Here is an 18899-nt window from a genome sequence, read left to right as displayed (position 1 = left end):
GGGTGAAGGTGCCGGTGCGGMKSGCCTGGTCCGTATCCGCCAGGCCATCCGCACCGGCACCTTCACCCCTTCCGGAGCGGCCGGCGAGGCCTTGTCCACCGGAGGCCGTTACCCCTCGTTCCGCTTCCTCGTCGAACACTGGCCCAGCCTCAACAAGGAGTTCACCCCATGACCTCTGCTTCCTCCTCCACCTCCCCGGACTTCGCAACCGTCGGTTCCGGCTACGCCGCGTACTCCGGCGGCGGCCGCGGCCGTCTGCGACACGACATCACCGCACGCCGCGTCCTGGCCGAGATCGGTGAGGGACCCGCCCGCGTCCTGGACGTCGGGTGCGGCGACGGGGAGATGGTGCTGCGCCTCGCGGCCGCCGGACACCACGTGTCCGGCGTGGAGAAGTCGCCCGGCATGCTCGAAGCTGCCGCCAAGCGGGTCGCCGCCGTTCCCGAGATCGCCGAGCGAGTGACCCTGAGCGAGGGCGACATCTACACCCTGCCGTTCGACGACGCCGCGTTCGACGCGGTGGTCTGCCACGGCGTCGTGATGTACCTGGCCGACTCCGTCGCCCCCATCGCCCACCTCGCCCGGCTCGTCGCCAACGGCGGCATCCTCAGCGTCCTGACGAAGAACCGGCTCGCCGTGGGCGTGCGCGAGGCGCTGTCCGGCGACTACGCGTCGGCCCGGGCGCAGATCGAGAGCGGGCAGGCAGTCAGCGTCGGCAACCTCGGCATCACCACCCGCGGCGACACCCCCGACCACCTGGACGACCTCGCCCGCGCGAACGGACTCACCCCCCTACCGTGGCAGGGCGTGCGGATCTTCCACGACCACCGCACCGACTGGACGCCCACCGAGGAGGAGTACCAGGCGGCGCTCGAGACCGAGTGGGCCGCCTCCAGCCACAGCCCGTACCGGGAGATGGGCCGCCTGGTGCACGCCGTGGCCCGCCGCGAGGCCACCGCATGACCAGCGGGGTCATCCGGCCGCTGACCATCGCCCACCTCGCCCGGTCCCTTGAGGCCCGGGCGGGGCAGCCGATGCAAGCGCTGCGCTGCTACGAGTCGCTGGCCGCGCTGTGGATCCGCTGCTGCGACACCGGCACGCTGGGGGCCCGGGTGTTAGGGGACATGACGTTCCGTGCCGCCCGGCGGCTCGCGGCCGGCGAGGACACCCTCATCCCGCCCGAGTTCGACCGCATCCCCAACCGGCTGACCAGGGACGCTTCCCTCGTGCGTCTGCCCGCGTCCCTGGCCGTTCAGGGCGTGGAGTGGCAGGACGCCCTCGCCCTGGCCGAAGCGTGGCTGGGGGCCCGGCGGGACGCCGGGCCGGTTCTCGTCGCGGGGGTGCGCACCGGCGGGGCGTATCTGGCGCCGCTGGTAGCCGCCCGGCTGGAGGCCGCGGGCGTGGATGTGCGGGTGACGAGCGTGCGGCCCGGCGAGGACCTGGATGTCCGGGACCGGCGGGTGCTGCTCGTGGACGACCCGCCGCTGACCGGCCGCACCCTGCTCTGCCTTGCCCGAAACGCGCCGGGGCCGGCCGACGGAGAGGTGCTGGTGCCCGTCTTCGACACCGCCGACGTGCAGGGACTGCTCCAGGAGGGGATCGCGGTCACTGTGCTGCCGCGCGAGCGGTGGCAGTCCACCCGCCGCCTGCAACCGGACGCCCTGTCCGCCTACCTGGACGCGCACGCCGACTGGCAGGACGCGGGGCCGGCACTGGCGGTGGACGGTCTCGTGCCCGGGCGGGAGAACTCCGCCCTCACCCCGTGGCCGGGCGTGCGGCGTCGCTCCCCGGCCCGGGCCGCCGTCCGGCTGCGCACTGCCGCGGGCCTTCGGCACGCGGTCGCCGGATGGGTGCCGCCCGGAATCTTCGGCGACGCCGCCCGGGCCGCGGCCACCTCGGTGCGCAGCCCCGTGATCCCGGCCACGCTCGCCGTTACGCCCGCGCTGGTGGTCAGCGAGGACCTCGCCCCCACCGCACCCCTCGGCCCCCAGCCGCCTCCCGGGAAGCTGGAGGAGGCGATGGACTACGTCCTTACCCGCGCCCGGCAACTCCCGGTGGAATCCGCGGTGCCCGGCGGGCCCATGCCCGCGGTCCTGCAGACGGTGGCCCGGGCCCTGACCGGAACAGACACCGCGGTGGCGGTGCCGGCCGCCGCGCGGATGCTGCAGTTGCTGTCCGCGCTGGCCCCGGCGCTGCCAGACAACCGGTGCGAGGCGGAGAAGTGGTTCCTCGACAACGCCGGAGGCCTGCGCAAGACCGGGCACCTCGCCCACCCGTACCGTCGCGACAACGAACTGCTCACCCCGCTGCTCGATCTGGCCGCGCTCTCCGTCGCGTTCGGTAGCAGCCTGGACACCGTCGCCGACCGTCTCGCCCGCCGCCTGCCCGGCAGCAGGACCTGGTACGCGCCGCTCGCCGTCGCGCTGCTGTGCTACGGGACGGCGCGGGGCGCGCAGCTGCCGCGCACCTACAACCCGCAGCGGGCGGCCGAGGCCGTCGTGGAGGCGTACCGGCTTCAGCGCGGTATGTCCCAGGCGGCTGAGGCCCTGCAGCAGATCCTGAGTGACTTGGCCGGCGGCCCGGAGACGGCCGTGCCTGGCGTCGTGCACCGGTGGCAGGAGCCGCCCGGGGCTCTGGTACAGCCCCGGCTGCCGTTCGGCGGCACCGCCGCCCGCCCGATCGGCCCCGGCCCGACGGGCGAGGAGACGCAGATGGCGCTGAAGGCCGTCGCCCGCTGGGCCGAGGGCCGCATCCAGCCGGTACGCGAAGGCGACGTGCTGCTGCTCGCCCCGCTCCGGGCGCCGTCGGCGTGGTCCCGGGACCGGGCCGCGCTGGAGGACCTCGCCCGGCTGCTGCCCCGCCCCGGACTGCTGGCCTGGTGCGGTGTACCGGTCGTGGCGCTGGGCGAGGTGAGCTGATGCTGGTGTTCGACTTCGACGGTGTCCTGCACGACTCCCGTGCCCGGGCCTGGTGCTGCTACCAGGACGCCCGCGAGGAGATGGAGCTGTGGGCGCTGCCTGACCTGGCCGGGCCCGGCGACCTGCCGGTCGTCTACCAGGGCGTGCTGAGTGCTTCGCTGACCCGCTGGGTCGACTTCGAGATCGCCGAGCGGTTCTGGAAGCGGCACGCCGAGCTGACCGCCCGGGCCGCCGCCGGTGAACCGTATGGCGTCATCCCCGAGTTGGCCGGCCCGCTGGCCGGCCTGGCCGCCGGGCCGGGGTACGCGGTGGTCACCGGAAGCCATCACACCACCGTCCGTACCCTGCTCGCCCGCACCCTCACCCCGGAGGCGATGCCCCGGGTCCTGCTCTCCCGCGACGAGACGGGCAGCAAGACCGACAAGCTCCGCGACCTGCGCACCCGGTGGGGCGCGACGGCGTACGTCGGCGACACCGGCAGCGATGTCCGGCATGCCCACGCCGCCGGTCTGACCGCGATCGCCGTCGCCTACGGCTACGCGAGCCGTGAGGACCTCACCGCTGCCGAGCCGGACCGGCTGCTGGGCACCCCGGCCGACCTGGCCGCCTGGTGCCGGGCCCAGGCCGCCGGCCCCACCACCGCACCGGAGCCGTCCAGCACCACCTGACCGCATCCCGAACACCGCCCGCCCTCCCCCGGGGACCGCTGCACACCCCCGGGGGCCGGTAGGCCTTACCCGAAAGGACCTTCCACATGGCCGACACCACCACTGCGGCACTGGACCGGCTGGCCCGCGCCGTCACCACCGCACACCCCGCCAGCCGCCCGCTGACCGATGCCGACGGAGCCGCCCTCGCCCCCCTGCTCACCTCGCCCAACGACCTGCGGGCCCGCCTGGAGGCCCACTTGGAGGGCGCGCCGGGGCGGGTGAGGGTGAGCGGCACCCTGGACCGGCGCCTGCTGCTTCTGGAACGCCCGAACGGCGGGTGGGTCGCGGCCGACCTGTCCGGTGCCGAGCACGCTTCCCGCCACTGGCCGCGGTGGAGCGAGGGGCACGTGCGGCTGGACACGCCGGACTCCTGGCTGTCGCACGCCGAGCTGGCCGAGACCGCCGTTTACCGGCTGACCCGGCCGGACGTGCACCTGATGGCCCTGTACCACCCGGAGTTCTTTCCGCTGCCGCGCTTCCCTCTGGGCATCAGCGACGTGGCCCGCGCGGCCCGCTCCACGCTGATGGGCACGGTCACCCTGTCCGACATGCAGTTAGGCGTCACGCTGGAGGACCTGCTCAAGCAGCTCACCACCGCGGCGCCGGACATCGTCGGCATCTCGGCGACGTTCGGCCAGCACGACCTGATGCTCCAACTCCTGGATGCGGCCTTCGCCCTGCCCACACCGCCGCTGATGATGGCCGGCGGAAGCCTCACCGCCCGCAACGAACGGCTGCTGCTGGAGCGCTACCCCCGCCTGCTCGTCGCCCGCGGCGGCGGCGAGGCCACCATCGAGGGTGTCCTGGCCCACTGGCACGGCGACATTCCGCGCGAGGAGATACCCGGCATCGGCTACACCGGTGCCGCCCGCGGCGGCGGCATGGCCATCGGCCGGCGCCGCACCGCCAAGCCCGTCGCCCGCGACACCGCCAGCGACATCCTGCCCGAGCTCGACCTGCTGCCGGCCACCTTCGCCCACCACGGTGTGGCCCAGCTCGAGACCAGCCGCGGCTGCACCAACACCTGCTCCTTCTGCCCGCGCGGCCACAAGGGCCTGTGGGCCGGCGCCGCCCCCGGGCAGCTGCCGTGGACCCTCGACGAACTGGGCCAGGTCTTCGACCGCCACCCTGACATCTCCCGCACCCTCTACCTGGTCGACGAGGAGATCATCGGCGCGGGCGACGACGCCGTCAGCCGGGTCCTGGAGCTCGCGCGCACCCTGCACAAGGCCGGGTTCGCCTGGGAGTCCAGCTGCCGCATCGACCAGACGGTGCGCACCGACCGGGACGAGGCGTGGCACGTCGAGCGGGCCCGCATGTGGCGCACCCTGGTCGACCTGGGCCTTCGGCGGATGCTGTTCGGCGTGGAGTCGGGCGTCGACTCGATCCTGACCCGCTTCAACAAGGAGACGACCGCCGAGCAGAACGCCCTGGCGATCCGGACCCTGTCCGCGCTCGACGTCCCCACCCGGTACACGTACATCACCTTCGACCCGCTCATGAGCCTGGGCGAGCTGAAGGCCACCCACGCCTTCCAGGGGCGCACCGATCTGCTGCTGCGCCCCCAGCCCGGCCTGGTCCCGCGCGAGATCGTCCGCGGCGTACGCGACGAGGAGTGGGTGGCCGCGCACACCACCGGCCGGCCGCTGCACACCGGGATCAGCTACATGCTCGTCAGCATGGAGTGCCTGATCGGCGCCGCCTACACCCGGCAGGCGACCGCCGAAGGGCTCACCGGGCAGCCGGAGCCGCTCATGGGCCGCGTCGCCTGCCGCTACCGGGACTGGCGCATCGGCGTCGCCAGCGGGTGGGCGCAGCGGTGGGTGGACCGCCACTTCGCCCTCGACTACACCTTCAAGAGCCTGGAGAAGGTCCTCGACGGTCAGCCCAGGCACGCCGTCCGGCAGGCGCGTGTGGTACTGAAGGACGCCGCCTACGAGGTCCTCGGCGACGTGATCGACGCCATCGAGCAGTACGACCTCGAGCGGCCCGAGCACGGGACGGCCCTGTCCGCGCGCATCGAGACGGCGCTTGAGGCGCGGGCCGGGATGCTGCGCGACCGGATGGCCACCACCGCAGCGGAGGTCGGCCGCCATCTGTCCGGTGAGCACGCGGCCACCCTCGCCCGGGAGCACGGCCGGTGGACGACAGCCACGAGCTGGGAGCTGATCAACGCGGGCGAGTCCTGTGCGTGAGCACCCGGCCAGGGCCCGGGTGCCCCGTCACCGCGTTGCGGTCGGGGCGCCCGGCACCCCGTGCTCAGGCGCCGGTCTTCTCCGGGATCGGCACCCAGTTGAACTCCGGGCAGAAGCGGGCGTAGGTGACCAGCTTCCACGTCGCGTACTCGTCAATGCGGCCCGAGCTGCGCAGCAGGTGCTTGACCCAGGTGTGCGCGATGCGCTCGTCCAGCGTCATGGTCGTATCGATCTGGTCGAGCATCCGGCAGGCGACGGCGTAGTCCTCGACCGTCAGCGCGCTCAGATCGATCTCGATGCCGTCCAGGGTGAAGGAGAACACCAGCCGCGAGGTGGAGAAGCGGGTCTTGCGCTCGCCCAGGAACGTCGTGTGGGGCTTGAGGACCTCCCGCAGGCGGTCGCGGTCCTCGACCGGGTAGCCGATGCCCAGGTCCAGGTCGGAGCTCTCCAGGTTCAGCCGGGTGCCGAAGGAGCCGACGTCGCGCGGCTTGTGCCCGGTCCACTCCATGATCATCGCGGCCGCGTCGGCGCGCACACGCTCCAGCCGTTCGTCATCGGCGCGCATCTGCTCGTAGAACGCTCGGGCGCGCGCGAACTCGGCCTCGGTGAAGTCGTCGCGGTCGACCCACCGACGTCCGGTGATTGCGTTCAAGTCAAGTTCGGTGAAGGGAGGTTGTGTCGTCACGCGACGCACCATACTCACTCCCGCACGCGATTCATCAGTGTTTGCCACTAATTGAGAGGTAAGAGGTACTTCCTGTGAGTGCTCCGACTTCCCCCGCACGCCGCACCCTGGCGGGCGGGCTGACCGTTCACCCGATCGGGATCGGCGCCTGGGCCCTGGGCGGCTCCGACCACAACCTGGGTCTGCCGATGGGCTGGTCCACCGCCGACGACGCCGCCTCCCGCCACGGCCTGGAGACCGCCTACGAACTCGGCGCGAACCTCATCGACACCGCCGACGTGTACGGACACGGACACTCCGAGCGGATCATCGGCGACTTCACCGCCACCGTCCCCCGCGACACCGTGGTGCTGTCCTCCAAGGTCGGCTACCACCGTGGCACCGCCCGGCACGCCTACCTGCCCGCGGCCATGCGCCGCCAGCTCGAGACGAGCTTGGAGAACCTGCGCACCGACCGTCTGGACATCTACTTCTTCCACAACGCCGACTTCGGGCCCGACGACTGCTACCTGGAGGAGGCCGTCGACCAGATGCGCGACTTCCAGCGCCAGCGCCTGGTCACCGCGGTCGGGATGCGCGGCCCGCACCGCCACGCCACCGAGCGGGTCACCGTCGCCAAGGACCAGCGCGGCGACAAGTACGCCCGGTTCGCCTACCTCGCCGAGCGGATCCGCCCGGACTACCTCGCGGCCCGCTTCAACGCCCTGACCCCGCCGCCCGCCGCCGGCCGGCCGGACATTTTCGCCCTCGCCGCCTCCCTCGGCGCCAGCGTGCTGATCAACAAGCCCCTGGCCCAGGGCCTGCTCACCGGCAAGTACGACCCCGACCACCCGCCCGTCTTCGCCCCCGGCGACCACCGGCTGCGCAAGGCGTGGTTCACCCCCGAGGCGCTGCGAATCATCTCCGACGGTCTGAGGCCGCTTCGGGAGCGCTTCGGCGACAGCCCGGCCGCTCTGACCCGCGTCGCCCTCCAGGTGTGCCTGCAGCGAGCCGAGAACGCCGCCGTCCTCGTCGGCTTCACCCGCCCCGAGCAGGTCGAAGCGAACCTGACCGCCGTCGGCACCCCGCTGACCGACGACGAGCTTGCCTTCGTCCGCGACGCCCTCGGCCGCCTCCAGCAGAACCTGGATGCGAACAGCGAGGTCTTCCTCGACGAGAAGGAAGCCGGCCGATGAACCCCGCCTCTGAGCAGCTGTCCCTGCTCGCCACCGACGGGCCCGCCCACCAGTCGGCCACCGACGCCGTGCGGCTGCTGCTGTTCAACGCCCAGCACGCCTCTGCTGAACGCTCGCGCCGCCAGGCCGAATGGATCGCCAGCCAGGAGGGCGCCGATATCGCGATCCTCACCGAGGTGTCCTCCACCCCGGGCGGCGACGCCCTCGTCACCGCGCTCACCGAGCGCGGGTACGCCACCGTGATCGCCCCCCAGCCGTCCGCGCCCGACTACCGCACGGTCATCGCCTGCCGCACCAGTGCCGTCCGGACCGTCCCCAGCCCGGTCGCCGTCACACCCCATCGCGCCCCGGCGGCCCGCGTCAGCGTCGGCGGCTACGACATCGGAGTGCTGGGCCTGTACGTGCCCTCCCGCGGCCCGAAGGACCAGCGCAATGTCGCCAAGCGCGCCTTCCAGGAGTCGGTCACCGAGAGCCTGCCGCGGCTGCTCGCCGCCTTCCCGGACATGCCCGTCATCGTGGCCGGGGACCTCAACGTCATCGAGCGCGGCCACCAGCCCCCGCACAAGGTGTTCGGCAACTGGGAGTACGACTTCTACGACTCGTTCCAGGCCGCCGGCCTCACCGACGCCTTCCGCCACCTCCACCCCGACCGGGTCGCCCACTCCTGGTTCGGGCGCAGCGGCAACGGCTTCCGCTTCGACCACCTCTTCGTCTCCACACCCCACGCCAAGCGCGTCCTGGCCTGCGACTACCACCAGGAAGCCCGCGAAGCGGGGCTGACCGACCACGCGGTCATGACGCTGCGCCTGGGCCTGCCGTCCACCCCGGGCGAACAGGGCGAAGCCCCGGCGACGGGGGCTGACTGACAGGCGACCGCCGCAGCGACCGAACGTCGGCGTTTCGGCCAACCTCCCCGAGCCGCAGGCCCTTGCGCGGCAAGGGTCGATGCACTGCGCACCCTCGGAGAACCGCTGAATCACAGGGCACACAACGCGTCCGAAAGGAACAGGTGCTCGAAAACGTGCGGCGTCGTTGAGCACGGCGACGCCACCGCCACGTCCACGAGAGGGGAACGCATAGACGCCAGTCGAACCAGGCGGCGACAAGACCCACGAGGACCTGATCTCCCGTAAGCGCGGCCTGTCCCGGGGCGTGCTCACCGCCGACGCCCCCCAGTACGGAATCGCGCCGCCGGTCGGCGGCGTACCCGGCCCCGAAGCGCCAAGCCGTCCGGCCCCGGAACGGCGAGCTGAACCGCTGGAGCTTCCTTCCCCCGCCTGCCCGCCCCCTGACATCGAAGGCGAGACGACGCCCATGCCACCCAGCTCCACCGCGATCCGCAGGACCGTCGAGGCGTACCTCGGCCGGCACCCCGGCGAGCGTGACGCCCTGGCCGACCTCCTTGCCGCGCTGGACCGGCCCGGCGACGCGACCGCCCGGACGACGCTGCCCGGGCACGTCACGTGCAGCGCCGTCGTCATCGACCGGCAGGGCCGGGTCCTGCACGTCCGGCACCGGGCCACCGGCGGCCTCATGCTCGCCCCCGGCGGCCACATCGAGCCCGGGGACCGCACACTGCTCGCCGCGGCGCTGCGCGAGGTGGACGAGGAAGCCGGGATCCCGCCGGGCACCCTGTGCCTGACCCGGCAGCTGCTCGGTTCTCCGATCGACATCGACGTCCACGACATCGACGCCAGCCCTTCCAAAGGGGAACCGGCCCACCGCCACTACGACGTCCGCTACGTCTTCTACCTCGCCGGCGAGGAGCCGCCTGGGGTCGCGCTACAGGATGAGGAGGTGTCCGGCGCCCAGTGGCTCCCGCAGCCGGAGGTCACCTCGCCGACACTGCGCGCGAAACTCCTCGCGGCGGGCCTGGACGGCAGGCCGGAGCCGGTGAACGCTTCCGCGCTGATCCACGACGGGGCCGGCCGGTACCTGCTTCATCTGCGCGACCACAAGCCCGGCGTCATCTGGGAGTCGGGGGCGTTCGCCCTTCTCGGCGGCGGTCGCACGCACGACGACCAGAGCCTTGAGGGCACCCTGCTGCGGGAGCTGTCCGAGGAGGTGCCTGACCTACGCCTCGAGGACTTGATTCCCTACGCCGTGGAGGCCGCGACCAGCATCGACGGCCTCAGCGTCCCGGTTCAGGTCTTCGCTGGCCGGTGGCGCGGCAACCCGGATCGTCTCGCGCTGCACGAGGGTGTGCTGCTGCGCTGGTTCGCGCCCGACGAACTGGACCGGCTGCGCCTGAGCCCCGCCGCCCGGGACCTGATTCGCCGACATGCGGCCGAGAACCCCCCGGACAACCAGCCGGCCGCAGCTCCCCCCGTGTGGGACGGGGGCAGCCGGACCGTACTGAACGGCGTCGGAGTCCACCTCCACCTCGAAGACGCCGAAGGCCGGGTACTTCTCGGCCTGCGACACCCCGACTCGAAATACGCGGGCGACACCTGGCACTACCTCGCCGGGCGGTGCGAGCAGGAGTCCGCGCTCTCCTGCCTGGTCCGCGAGGCGCGGGAGGAAGCAGGACTGGTCATCGAACCCGCCGACGTGGAGCTCGTCCACGTCGTCCACGTCGTCGACACCCCGGGCGGCCTGCCCCTGATGCAGCTCGTGTTCCGAGCTCGCCGGTGGAAGGGCACCCCCGAGGTGCGCGAGTCCGACAAGTGCCTGACCTGGCAGTGGTGGCCGCGGGACGAGCTGCCGGACCCGATCGTCTCCTACACCCGCACGGCCATCACCGCGATCGCCGAAGGCCGCCCCTACTCTCAGCTGGGCTGGTGAGCAGGGTGAGCACACCCGCCGGTAGCGGCCCCGGCTGGCGGGCCCAGGCCGAGTCCAGGTACGTGCTGCGGGGGCTCCTGGCGGAGCCGAGGGAGGTGCCCCGTGCCGCGCTGCACTGAGCCCCTCTCCGCCGCCGGCACTTCGCTGTGGCGGCACCGGGACTTCCGCCGGTACCTGACCGGGCAGGCCGCGAGCGTGGCCGGCAGCTCGATCACGCAGATGGCGCTGCCGGTGCTGGCCGTGCTCCACCTGGACGCGACCACCGCCCAGGTCGCCTGGCTGGCGTTCCTCGGACAGCTCCCTCCCGCGCTGCTCGCCCTGCACGCCGGCGCGCTCGCCGACCGGCACTCCAAGCGCCGGCAGATGATCGCCGGGGACCTGGTGAGCGCGACGGTGCTCGCCACCGTGCCGGTCTCGGCCGCGCTGGGCACCCTCACCCTCACGCAGCTCATGATCGTCTCCGTGGTGCAGGGGGCGGCGAGCGTGCTCCACGACGCGGCGGCCATCAGCCTGCTGCCCGGCCTCGTCGACCGGTCCTTGATCCAGCGGAGCAACAGCCGGGTCGGCGCGCTGTTCGCGGTCGCCGCGACCGCCGGAAGCCACTGCGGCGCCGCGCTGACCGCGCTGCTCGGGCCCGCACGGGCCCTGCTCGGCGACGTCGCCTCCTACCTGATCAGCGCCGTGTGCACCGCCCGCATCCAGACCGCCGAACCCGCCCGCGCACGCCCGGAGACCCGCCGGCTGCGCGGTGAGATTGGCGAGGGCCTGCGGTACGTGCGCGGCGATGACCGGCTGTGGACCCTGACCCTGGTCAACGCCACGACCTCGTTCGCCCTTGGGCTACTCAACACCCTCTGGGCCCTCTACCTATTGAGGTCCCTGGCGATGAGCGCGACCGCGTTCGGCGTGGTGCTGGGCCTCGGCGCGCTGGGCGCGGCCGCCGGAGCGCTCACCGCACCGCCGTTGGCCCGCCGGTACGGGCCGGGGCCGATGATGCTGGCCGCGCTCGCGATCACCCCGCTCACCCAGCTCCCGCTGCTGCTCGCCTCCCCCGGCCTTGCCTGGCAGATCACGATCGGTGCGGCGCTCTTCCTGCAGCTCGCCTGCGCCGGTGCCGCGGGCACCACCCAGCGATCCATCCGCCAGATCGTCACCACGACCGGGATGCAGGCGCGGATGCAGGCGGTGAGCACCTGGCTGACGTCCGGCGCCCGGCCCGTGGCCGCGCTCCTCGCCGGCGCCTTGGGCACGTGGATCGGTGTCCGGCCCGCCCTGACCGCCGGAACCCTCCTGCTCCTGATCCCGCTCGTCGTCCTCGCCCGCTCCCCGATCCGCGCCCTACGGCAGATGCCGGACCCGCCCGCAGCCCGAACGTCCCCTCCCGCCGTGCCCACTCCAGCGCGCACGGACGACACGCGGCACGAGCGCGCACTCGGAGGCGATGCCTCGTGAACAAAGTGCCGAACTCGGCGGCGATGACCGCTGCTCCCCCACCCGATCCCCTGGAGTGCACCGTGCTGAGCGACCCCACTGCGCCCGCCGCGCCCCTCCTTCCGGCGCAGCCCGCCGGCGACACCTCCGGGGCTGTGGCAGCCCGGGCGGCGATGGTCGCCCGGCTCGAGGAAAGCGGAGCGCTCGGCCCCGGACCGGTGCGCGAAGCGCTGCTCGCGCTGCCGCGCCAGATCCTGATGCCCCAGGCGTACGTGCGGCGCAGCGCCCCCGACGAGACGCCGCCGTGCTGGGATCTGCTCGACTTCTCCCGTCCGGCCGACTGGGAGGAGCTGCTGGAGCGCCTGCACAGCGGGGACAGCGTCGCGATCCAGCACGACGGCGAGCCGATCCTCGGCCGCGTTCCCGGGCCGCGCCGCGGGGGCGTGATGACCGCCATGTCGAGCACGATGAGCCTGACCGCGGACCTGCTGCAGCAGCTGGACCTGCGGCCCGGCCAGCGGGTGCTGGATGTGGGGACCGGCGCCGGGGTGACCGCGTCGGCGGCCTGCTTCGTGTGCGGCGACGAGGGCGTCGTCACCCTCGACATCGACCCGCACGTCACCGCGGCCGCCCGCGAGCGGCTGTCCGCCCTCGGCTACCGGCCAGCCACGGTGACCGGGGACGGCACCACCGGGTGGGCCGCCGCCGGGCCGTACGACCGGATCTTCGTCTCCTTCGCCGTCCGCTACGTGCCGCACGCCCTGGTGGAGCAGCTGGCGCCGGGCGGGCGCGCGCTGATGACGCTCGGGACATCGTCGCCGTCGTGGCCGGGCTTGGCCGTGATCGAAAGACAACGGGACGGGAGGGTGGAGGCCCAGCTGCGGGCGGTCGAGTTCGGTCACCGGGCCGGTGCCGGCTTCGACCGGCTGTTCCTGTCCGCCGCGTTCCGCGCGGAGATCACCACGGCCGACGGGTGGACGCAGCGCAGCCTGCTCGCGCCGCCAAAGGACACGGCGCGCGGCATGTGGCTGGCCCTGGACCACCTGTATCCGGGCCTGGTGCGCGACTTCGGCGCCGAGGACCTGACGATCGGCGCGCCCGAGTGCCGGTCGTGGATGCGCGTGCGGGCTGTCGGCCACCGCCGGTGGGACGTGACGACTTCGGGGCCGCGGGACATCTGGGCGCAGATCCAGGATGTCGCCGGCCGGTGGCGGGCGGCCGGTGAACCGGACGTCTTCCGGCTCCACTTCGACGCCGACGGCAGCCAGCGGGCCACCAGCCCGAACGGCGTTCTGACCTGGCAGCTTTCCCCTGGCGAGACTGGAGATGCACGATGATCCGCCCCGACCAGCCGGCCTCTGCGGCGGTTTCGGACGATGCCCTGTTCGGGCCCGCGGCCGCCGACTACGCCCGCTACCGTCCCGGCCTCCCGGACGCCGCAATTCACCTCCTGGCCGCCACCCAGCACGGTGTGCCCGCCCCCGTCCTCCTGGACCTGGGGACCGGAACCGGTCAGGTGCCCCGCGCGCTGCTGCCCGTCCTGCACCGCCTGGCGCACATCGACCTGGTCGACGTGAACGCCTCGATGCTGAAGTCGGCCCGCGCCGCACTCGAACCGGTCTGCGGAGCGTGCACGGTCGACGTCTTCACCGGCGTCGCCCACACCTTCGCGCCCGCCGCGCCCGGCCGGGCGCCCACCCTGATCACCTGCTGCCGGTCCTTCCACTGGATGGCCCGCCCGGAGGTTCTGTCCATGGCCGGCCGGGTGGCCGCGCCGCACGCCGTCGTGGCGATCATGGGCGACGGCAGCCTCTGGACCCATGAGGCCGACTGGACGGCCGCACTTCGGGCACTGATCCAGAGCTACCTCGGCGAAGAGCGGCGCGCGGGCACCCGTGGCACCTATGCCGGGCCGGGCCGCTCCTACGAGGACGACCTGGCCGACTCGGCGTTCACCGCAGTGACCGAGCACAGCTTCCCCGTCTCCCGCCTCTGGGCGCCCGGGGACGTCCTCGGCTACCTGCGCACCACCAGCTTCGCCCGCCCTGCCCTGTTCGCCGGCCGCCACCCCGAGTTCGAGGCCGCCGCTCTCCGCCTGCTCCAGGACCATGCCGGCGGCGGCGTCCTGAAGGAGGACGCGGTGTTCACCGTTCTACTCGCGCGCCGCCCCGGCGGCGCTGCGTGAGCGGCACCCAGCGGCACACCGAGCCGCTCGACGTCCACCTGATTGCCGTGCGCGAGGGCGCGTCGGGGCTTGAGGTGCTGCTGTCTAGGCGGGCCGGTGACGTGTATGCGGCTGGCTGCTGGCATCTCGTGTCCGGGCATCTGGACGGCCCGTGGGAGGACATGGTCGCCGCCCTGGTGCGTGAGGCCCGGGAGGAGGCCGGTGTCGTCATCGACCGGGCCGATGTCCGGGCGGCCGTCACCGTGCACCACCGAGCCCCTGCCGGCGGCGCCAGGATCGGGGTGTTCTTCGTGGTGGATCGGTGGGAGGGCACCCCGGAGGTCATAGAGCACCATGTGTGCGACGCCATGGGGTGGTTCTCCTTCGGCGCCCTGCCGGAGCCGATGGTGGCGTACTGCCGGGCCGGGTTGGATGCCTACCGGGCCGGCGCGCGGATGGCCGTGCACTTCCAGGAGCCCGGCGACCCGATCGCCTACGACCGGTCCGTCGACCGGCTGGTCCTGCTTCCTGAACCCGCCGCGCACGGCGCGGTCCCGGACGAGGCGGTGCGCGCGTTCACCGAGCAGGCGGTCGGCCGGATCACCGAGTGGACGGACGTGTCCTGGGCGCGGGAGGAGAGCCGCGTGTGGCGAGCCACTGGCGCCGAGGGCGGCGAGTGGTACGTCAAGATCCACCAGAACGACCGGTTCCACCATCGTGAAGTGGACGCCCTTCGCAGCTGGGTCTCCGGCCTCGGGGCGGCCGCACCCCGGCTGGTGGCCGCCGAACCCACGCTGCGGGCCGTCGTGCTCACCGCGGTGGGCGGCCGCACCCTGCACGGCGCCCTCCACCCGCCCGAGCAGCAGCGCCTCATCTTCCACCGCATCGGGCAACTCGCGGCGGCCATCCACCACAGCGCCCCGCCCCGGCCGGCCGCCGACGGCCTGCCGCTGGGGAAGCTGGAGCGCCACCTCGCGGGCGCCCTGCCCCACCTCGGCCCCGGCGACGAAAAGTTCATTTGCGCCACCACCGAGAGGGCCGCCGGCCTGACCCCCTTGATGACGGTGCACACGCACGGTGACTTCCAGCTCCGCAACCTGCGCTGGGACGAGACCGCCGACGCTCTCTACGTCATCGACTTCGAGCGGTCGGAAGACGGCCCGGCCGTACGGGACTTCGTACGACTCTCCGACGCCTGGCACGGCCGGCCCGACCTCTTCCAGGCCGTGATGGACGGCTACGGCCGCCGCTTCACCCCGGACGAAGAAGCTCACCTCACGGTCCTGTCCGTCCTGGATTCCGTCTCCGGCATCTCCTACGGCGCCGCCCACGACGATCCCGAGCTCGTCGAGCGCGGCCGGCGCACGCTGGCCCGGCTCCGCGCCGCACAACGCCCCTGAACACCACACGCCTACGTACGAGGAGCAGCACGTTGACGTACACCGCCCGCGACGAGTGGGAGCAGCACTTCAGCGACGGCAAGAACTTCCGGCAGGTCGGTGAGCGGGAGCGGGAGCTCCTCGCCGAGCACACCTCCGCCCCGGACGGCGACGACCGCGCGCTCGACGTGGGCTGCGGCACCGGCGAGCTGGCTGCCTACCTCGCGTCGCTCGGCTACACCGTGGACGCGTGCGACTTCGCCGACAGCGCGCTCGCCCGGGCCCGCGAGGAGCACGCCGACGTCGAGGGCGTGCGCTGGCTGCACCTGGACATCGAGCGCGACGACCCTGCCCCGCTGCATGAAGAGGGGTACGACCTGATCACGCTCCGCCTGGTGTTCCCGTTCGTGCAGGACAGGGGGCGCGTCCTTCACGGGCTGGGTGAGCGGCTGCGGGACGGCGGCGTTCTCGTCGTCATCACCCCGGTGGCGGCGACCATGCCCGAGGAGCGGCGCGGGATCGCCTTGGACGAGGATGAGATCGCCGTGCTCGACGCCGGCTGGGAGACGGTGGAACGGCTGGACGCGGACGGCCTGGCCGTCCTGGTGCTGCGCGGCCCCTGCCACGCCGACACGAGGGCCGTCGAGAAGCGGCCGACCACCGCCCATGCCCTGACCGGCGCCCTCGCGGTCGTCACCGACGACGCCGGCCGGGTCCTGCTCGGCCAATCCCGCCGCGGCATGCTCGAACTGCCCGGCGGCAAGACCTCCGGCCCGGAGGACTTCGCCGCCGCGGCGGTCCGCGAGCTCGCCGAGGAGACGGGCCTGGTCGCCGACCCGGCGGATGCGTACGTGGTGACGATGCTGGTGGACGACAGCCACGGCATCCCGCGGCTCACGGCCGTCGTCCGCATCACCGCGTGGACGGGGACCCTGACCAACGCGGAGGCGGACAAGTTCGACCGCTGGGAGTTCGTCGACCTGTACGCTCTCGCCTGTGTCGGGGACGTCTTCGTCCCGGCCGCACTCGCGATCGACAGCGTGTGGCCCGGCGTCATCCCGGACCTGCCGCCTGTGGTCTCCTACCCGCTCGCCGTCGATCGGCCGCCCGTGCCGGGTGAGCCGGGTGAGGCCGTCCGGCTGCGCCAGGCGATGGCCCAGACGGTGATCGACGGTGACTGGGCCCCGTCCGAGCCCGTCCGCGACGCGCTGCGGACCGTTCCCCGCCATCGTTTCGCCCCGGGAGTGAACCTGGCGGCCGCGTACGACGGCGGTGACCGGGCCGTCATCACCCGGCGCGACGAGACCGGGACGGCCATCAGCTCGGTGTCCGCGGCGTGGCTCCAGGCCGACATGCTCGAGAGCCTGCGTCTTCAGCCGGGTGCGATCGTGTTCGAGGCGGGGTCCGGCGGCTACAACGCCGAGCTGATCGCCCACGTCGCCGGGCCGGAAGGTCGTGTGGTGAGCGTCGACATCGACCCGTGGGTCGTACGCCGCACCCGCGCCTTCCTCACGGAGGCCGGCAGCGGACGCGTCACCGCGGTCGAAGCCGACGCCCCACTCGGCGCGCCCGCCCACCTCGTACCCCGCGGCGGCTTCGACGGCAGCATGATCACCTACAACTGCTGGGACATCTCCCCGGCCTGGCGCGAGCAGCTGGCCGAGGGCGGGCGCCTGGTCCTGCCGCTGGAGATGGGTGGCTACACCCGGGCGGTCACGTTCGAGCGGCGCGGCGAGGTGCTGCACGCCCGCCGCTTCACCTACTGCGGTTTCGTCCGCGACCAGGGGCAGCAGGCCCGCCCGGCCGCGGTCGTTCCCCTGCTCGACGGAGCGCTGGCACTGTGTTTCGACGACGGACCCGTCGCCGACACGGAGGGCCTGGAGGAGGCGTTGCGCGGGCGGCGGCACGAGGTCGCGACCGGCGTGACGATGGGGGCGAACTCGTACTTCGGCTCGCTGCAGCTGTACGCGGCTACCAGCCTGTCGGGCTTCTGCCGCCTGGTTGCCCACCAGGACCCGGAGGAGGGGGTGACCGGCATCGCGAAGGACCGTGACGCCCCCGCGATCATCGGCGAGGCGTCGTTGGCCTACCTGATTCACGTCCAGACCAAGGACGGCGACAGCCCGCAGGGCAAGGAGTGGGAGTGGGTCGTGCGCGCCTTCGGCGAGCAGGGGCCCGAGTTCGCTGAGCGGCTGGTGGCCACGGTCCGGGCCTGGGACAGCTACATCCGCGCTGACGCCAACGATGAGCACGCCGATCCCGTCCTGACGGTCCACCCGGCCGGTACACCCGACGGTGCGCTGCCCGCCGGCGACGTCCTGGACAAGCTGCACTGCCGCCTGGTGTTCCGGTGGCCGGGGCGTGACGTGGTGCTGCCCGGGCCCGTTGAGCGTCCTGTGTCCGACGTCGTGGCGGAGGGGGTGTGACGGTGGAACGGGCCGTGCGGGAGGCGGTGTTCGTTGCTCCGGCGGAGCGCGACGAAGAGGACCGGATGCGGCGCGCGCACGCGGCCGCCGCCCGGCAGTTCCAAGTGGCTGCCTCGGGGCCGGAGGTGTGGGGGTGGCAGGGCCGCACCCTGGGGCGCCGAGCTGGGGACTGCTGGCTGCGGGTCGTCTCCGCCGAGGTGGACAAGGCGGGCGGACGGCTGTGGGAGGGGACGGCGACCGCTGACACGCGTGTGCCGCGGTCGGTACCGCGGCCGCGGCTTCGCGGCGTTCTCGACTGGACCTCACCGGACGTCGCCTACCGGGCGGAACTCACCGAATACGTGTCCGTCCAGCCGGTCACCAGTGGCACTCCCGCGCTCGACCAGGACATCGCTCTGCCCGACTCGTGGTGGTCGGAGCTGAAGTCCGCGCTCGGGACGCTCGCGACGGTGCCCACCGACCGGGAATCGGTACGGCAGAACTGGGTCGACCGGAACTTCCGCCGCTTCCTCRGCATCGACCCCGTCCGGATCCGTGAGACAACGACCGGGCACGCCGATCTGCACTGGGCGAATCTGACACGAGCGCCCCTGGTCCTGTTGGACTGGGAGAACTGGGGCCGGCTGCCCGTGGGCTACGACCTGGGTCTGCTTCATGCGTACTCGCTGGCCGCGCCGGCGACCGCCGCCCGGATCCGGCGTGAGTTCGGCCACGTCCTGGACACGGACGCCGGCCGGACCGGAGAGCTCATCGCCCTCGGGCAACTTCTCCAGGCGTGCTCCCGGGGCATCCACCCTCACCTCGCCCCGCTCGTCGCCCGCCAGGCCGAGCACCTCACCGGCACCCCCGTCCCCACGCCCTGACCGGCCCCGACCGCCTGGAGGMACCCAYGTCCCGCCCACGCGTCGACGTCGTCGTTCTGACCATGAACGACCGCCCTGCCGAGGAAGCAGCCGCGCAGGCGACACTCCYTGCCCAGAGCTGCGTCGACGTGCGGGTGGTGGTCGTCGGCAACGGCTGCAAGCCCGAGGT

14 protein-coding genes are annotated in these 18899 nt (G+C 73.0%); 13 read left to right on the top strand and 1 reads right to left on the bottom strand.

Features of this window, described 5'->3' with window-relative positions:
* Positions 1–168 precede the first annotated feature (168 nt).
* The 4 genes from DIZ27_RS41930 (at position 169) to DIZ27_RS41915 (ending at position 5823) form a co-directional block, all read left to right on the top strand.
* Positions 169–963, top strand: a complete 795-nt coding sequence (locus DIZ27_RS41930; protein ID WP_109383563.1) for a class I SAM-dependent methyltransferase — start codon at positions 169–171, stop codon at positions 961–963.
* Entirely contained in the window at positions 960–2918 is a 1959-nt protein-coding gene (locus tag DIZ27_RS41925) for a phosphoribosyltransferase (protein ID WP_109383562.1), read from the top strand. The genes DIZ27_RS41930 and DIZ27_RS41925 overlap by 4 nt, the downstream gene beginning before the upstream one ends.
* Entirely contained in the window at positions 2918–3586 is a 669-nt protein-coding gene (locus tag DIZ27_RS41920) for an HAD family hydrolase (RefSeq protein ID WP_109383561.1), read from the top strand. The genes DIZ27_RS41925 and DIZ27_RS41920 overlap by 1 nt, the downstream gene beginning before the upstream one ends.
* Positions 3587–3672: 86 nt before the next feature.
* Positions 3673–5823: a radical SAM protein gene (locus DIZ27_RS41915; RefSeq protein ID WP_258308850.1), complete on the top strand. Its 2151-nt coding sequence runs from the start codon at positions 3673–3675 to the stop codon at positions 5821–5823.
* A 64-nt stretch (positions 5824–5887) separates the two neighbouring features.
* Here the strand turns inward: DIZ27_RS41915 and DIZ27_RS41910 are convergent, their stop codons facing one another.
* The gene (locus DIZ27_RS41910) at positions 5888–6508 is read right to left on the bottom strand and encodes a hypothetical protein (RefSeq protein ID WP_258308849.1); all 621 of its coding nucleotides are present in this window, start codon (positions 6506–6508) and stop codon (positions 5888–5890) included.
* Between the two features lie 74 nt (positions 6509–6582).
* Here DIZ27_RS41910 and DIZ27_RS41905 point away from each other — a divergent pair, with 74 nt between their 5' ends.
* The 9 genes from DIZ27_RS41905 to DIZ27_RS41865 all read left to right on the top strand — a co-directional run bounded on the left by DIZ27_RS41905 (position 6583) and on the right by DIZ27_RS41865 (position 18730).
* Complete coding sequence (locus tag DIZ27_RS41905) at positions 6583–7683, top strand: aldo/keto reductase (protein ID WP_109383559.1); 1101 nt, start codon at positions 6583–6585, stop codon at positions 7681–7683.
* Positions 7680–8549: an endonuclease/exonuclease/phosphatase family protein gene (locus DIZ27_RS41900; protein ID WP_109383558.1), complete on the top strand. Its 870-nt coding sequence runs from the start codon at positions 7680–7682 to the stop codon at positions 8547–8549. The genes DIZ27_RS41905 and DIZ27_RS41900 overlap by 4 nt, the downstream gene beginning before the upstream one ends.
* 448 nt (positions 8550–8997) lie before the next feature.
* Entirely contained in the window at positions 8998–10467 is a 1470-nt protein-coding gene (locus tag DIZ27_RS41895) for an NUDIX domain-containing protein (RefSeq protein ID WP_109383557.1), read from the top strand.
* 102 nt (positions 10468–10569) lie between these two features.
* Positions 10570–11919 carry an MFS transporter gene (locus tag DIZ27_RS41890; protein WP_109383556.1) on the top strand — a complete coding sequence of 450 codons (1350 nt, stop codon included), beginning with the start codon at positions 10570–10572 and terminating at the stop codon, positions 11917–11919.
* Positions 11916–13235 carry a methyltransferase domain-containing protein gene (locus DIZ27_RS41885; RefSeq protein WP_258308848.1) on the top strand — a complete coding sequence of 440 codons (1320 nt, stop codon included), beginning with the start codon at positions 11916–11918 and terminating at the stop codon, positions 13233–13235. The genes DIZ27_RS41890 and DIZ27_RS41885 overlap by 4 nt, the downstream gene beginning before the upstream one ends.
* Positions 13232–14083 carry a methyltransferase domain-containing protein gene (locus DIZ27_RS41880; protein WP_109383555.1) on the top strand — a complete coding sequence of 284 codons (852 nt, stop codon included), beginning with the start codon at positions 13232–13234 and terminating at the stop codon, positions 14081–14083. The genes DIZ27_RS41885 and DIZ27_RS41880 overlap by 4 nt, the downstream gene beginning before the upstream one ends.
* Positions 14080–15462, top strand: a complete 1383-nt coding sequence (locus DIZ27_RS41875) for a phosphotransferase (protein ID WP_109383554.1) — start codon at positions 14080–14082, stop codon at positions 15460–15462. Before DIZ27_RS41880 ends, DIZ27_RS41875 begins: the two co-directional genes overlap by 4 nt.
* A 32-nt stretch (positions 15463–15494) precedes the next feature.
* A complete protein-coding gene (gene fxlM / locus DIZ27_RS41870; protein ID WP_109383553.1) occupies positions 15495–17867 on the top strand; it encodes a methyltransferase, FxLD system in 2373 nt (790 codons plus the stop codon).
* A complete protein-coding gene (locus DIZ27_RS41865) occupies positions 17864–18730 on the top strand; it encodes a hypothetical protein (protein ID WP_109383552.1) in 867 nt (288 codons plus the stop codon). The genes fxlM and DIZ27_RS41865 overlap by 4 nt, the downstream gene beginning before the upstream one ends.
* Positions 18731–18899: the final 169 nt, after the last annotated feature.

The sequence above is a fragment of the Streptomyces sp. NWU339 genome (genome assembly GCF_003143855.1).
Lineage (GTDB): Bacteria > Actinomycetota > Actinomycetes > Streptomycetales > Streptomycetaceae > Streptomyces.
Note: the sequence above shows the minus strand (reverse complement) of the source record. Positions and strands in the feature narration are given on the sequence as shown.

Excerpts from the sequence above, each read along its gene's own strand:
- DIZ27_RS41930 (WP_109383563.1), top strand. The coding sequence starts at position 169 with ATGACCTCTGCTTCCTCCTCCACCTCCCCGGACTTCGCAACCGTCGGT.
- DIZ27_RS41925 (WP_109383562.1), top strand. The coding sequence starts at position 960 with ATGACCAGCGGGGTCATCCGGCCGCTGACCATCGCCCACCTCGCCCGG.
- DIZ27_RS41920 (WP_109383561.1), top strand. The coding sequence starts at position 2,918 with ATGCTGGTGTTCGACTTCGACGGTGTCCTGCACGACTCCCGTGCCCGG.
- DIZ27_RS41915 (WP_258308850.1), top strand. The coding sequence starts at position 3,673 with ATGGCCGACACCACCACTGCGGCACTGGACCGGCTGGCCCGCGCCGTC.
- DIZ27_RS41900 (WP_109383558.1), top strand. The coding sequence starts at position 7,680 with ATGAACCCCGCCTCTGAGCAGCTGTCCCTGCTCGCCACCGACGGGCCC.
- DIZ27_RS41895 (WP_109383557.1), top strand. The coding sequence starts at position 8,998 with ATGCCACCCAGCTCCACCGCGATCCGCAGGACCGTCGAGGCGTACCTC.
- DIZ27_RS41880 (WP_109383555.1), top strand. The coding sequence starts at position 13,232 with ATGATCCGCCCCGACCAGCCGGCCTCTGCGGCGGTTTCGGACGATGCC.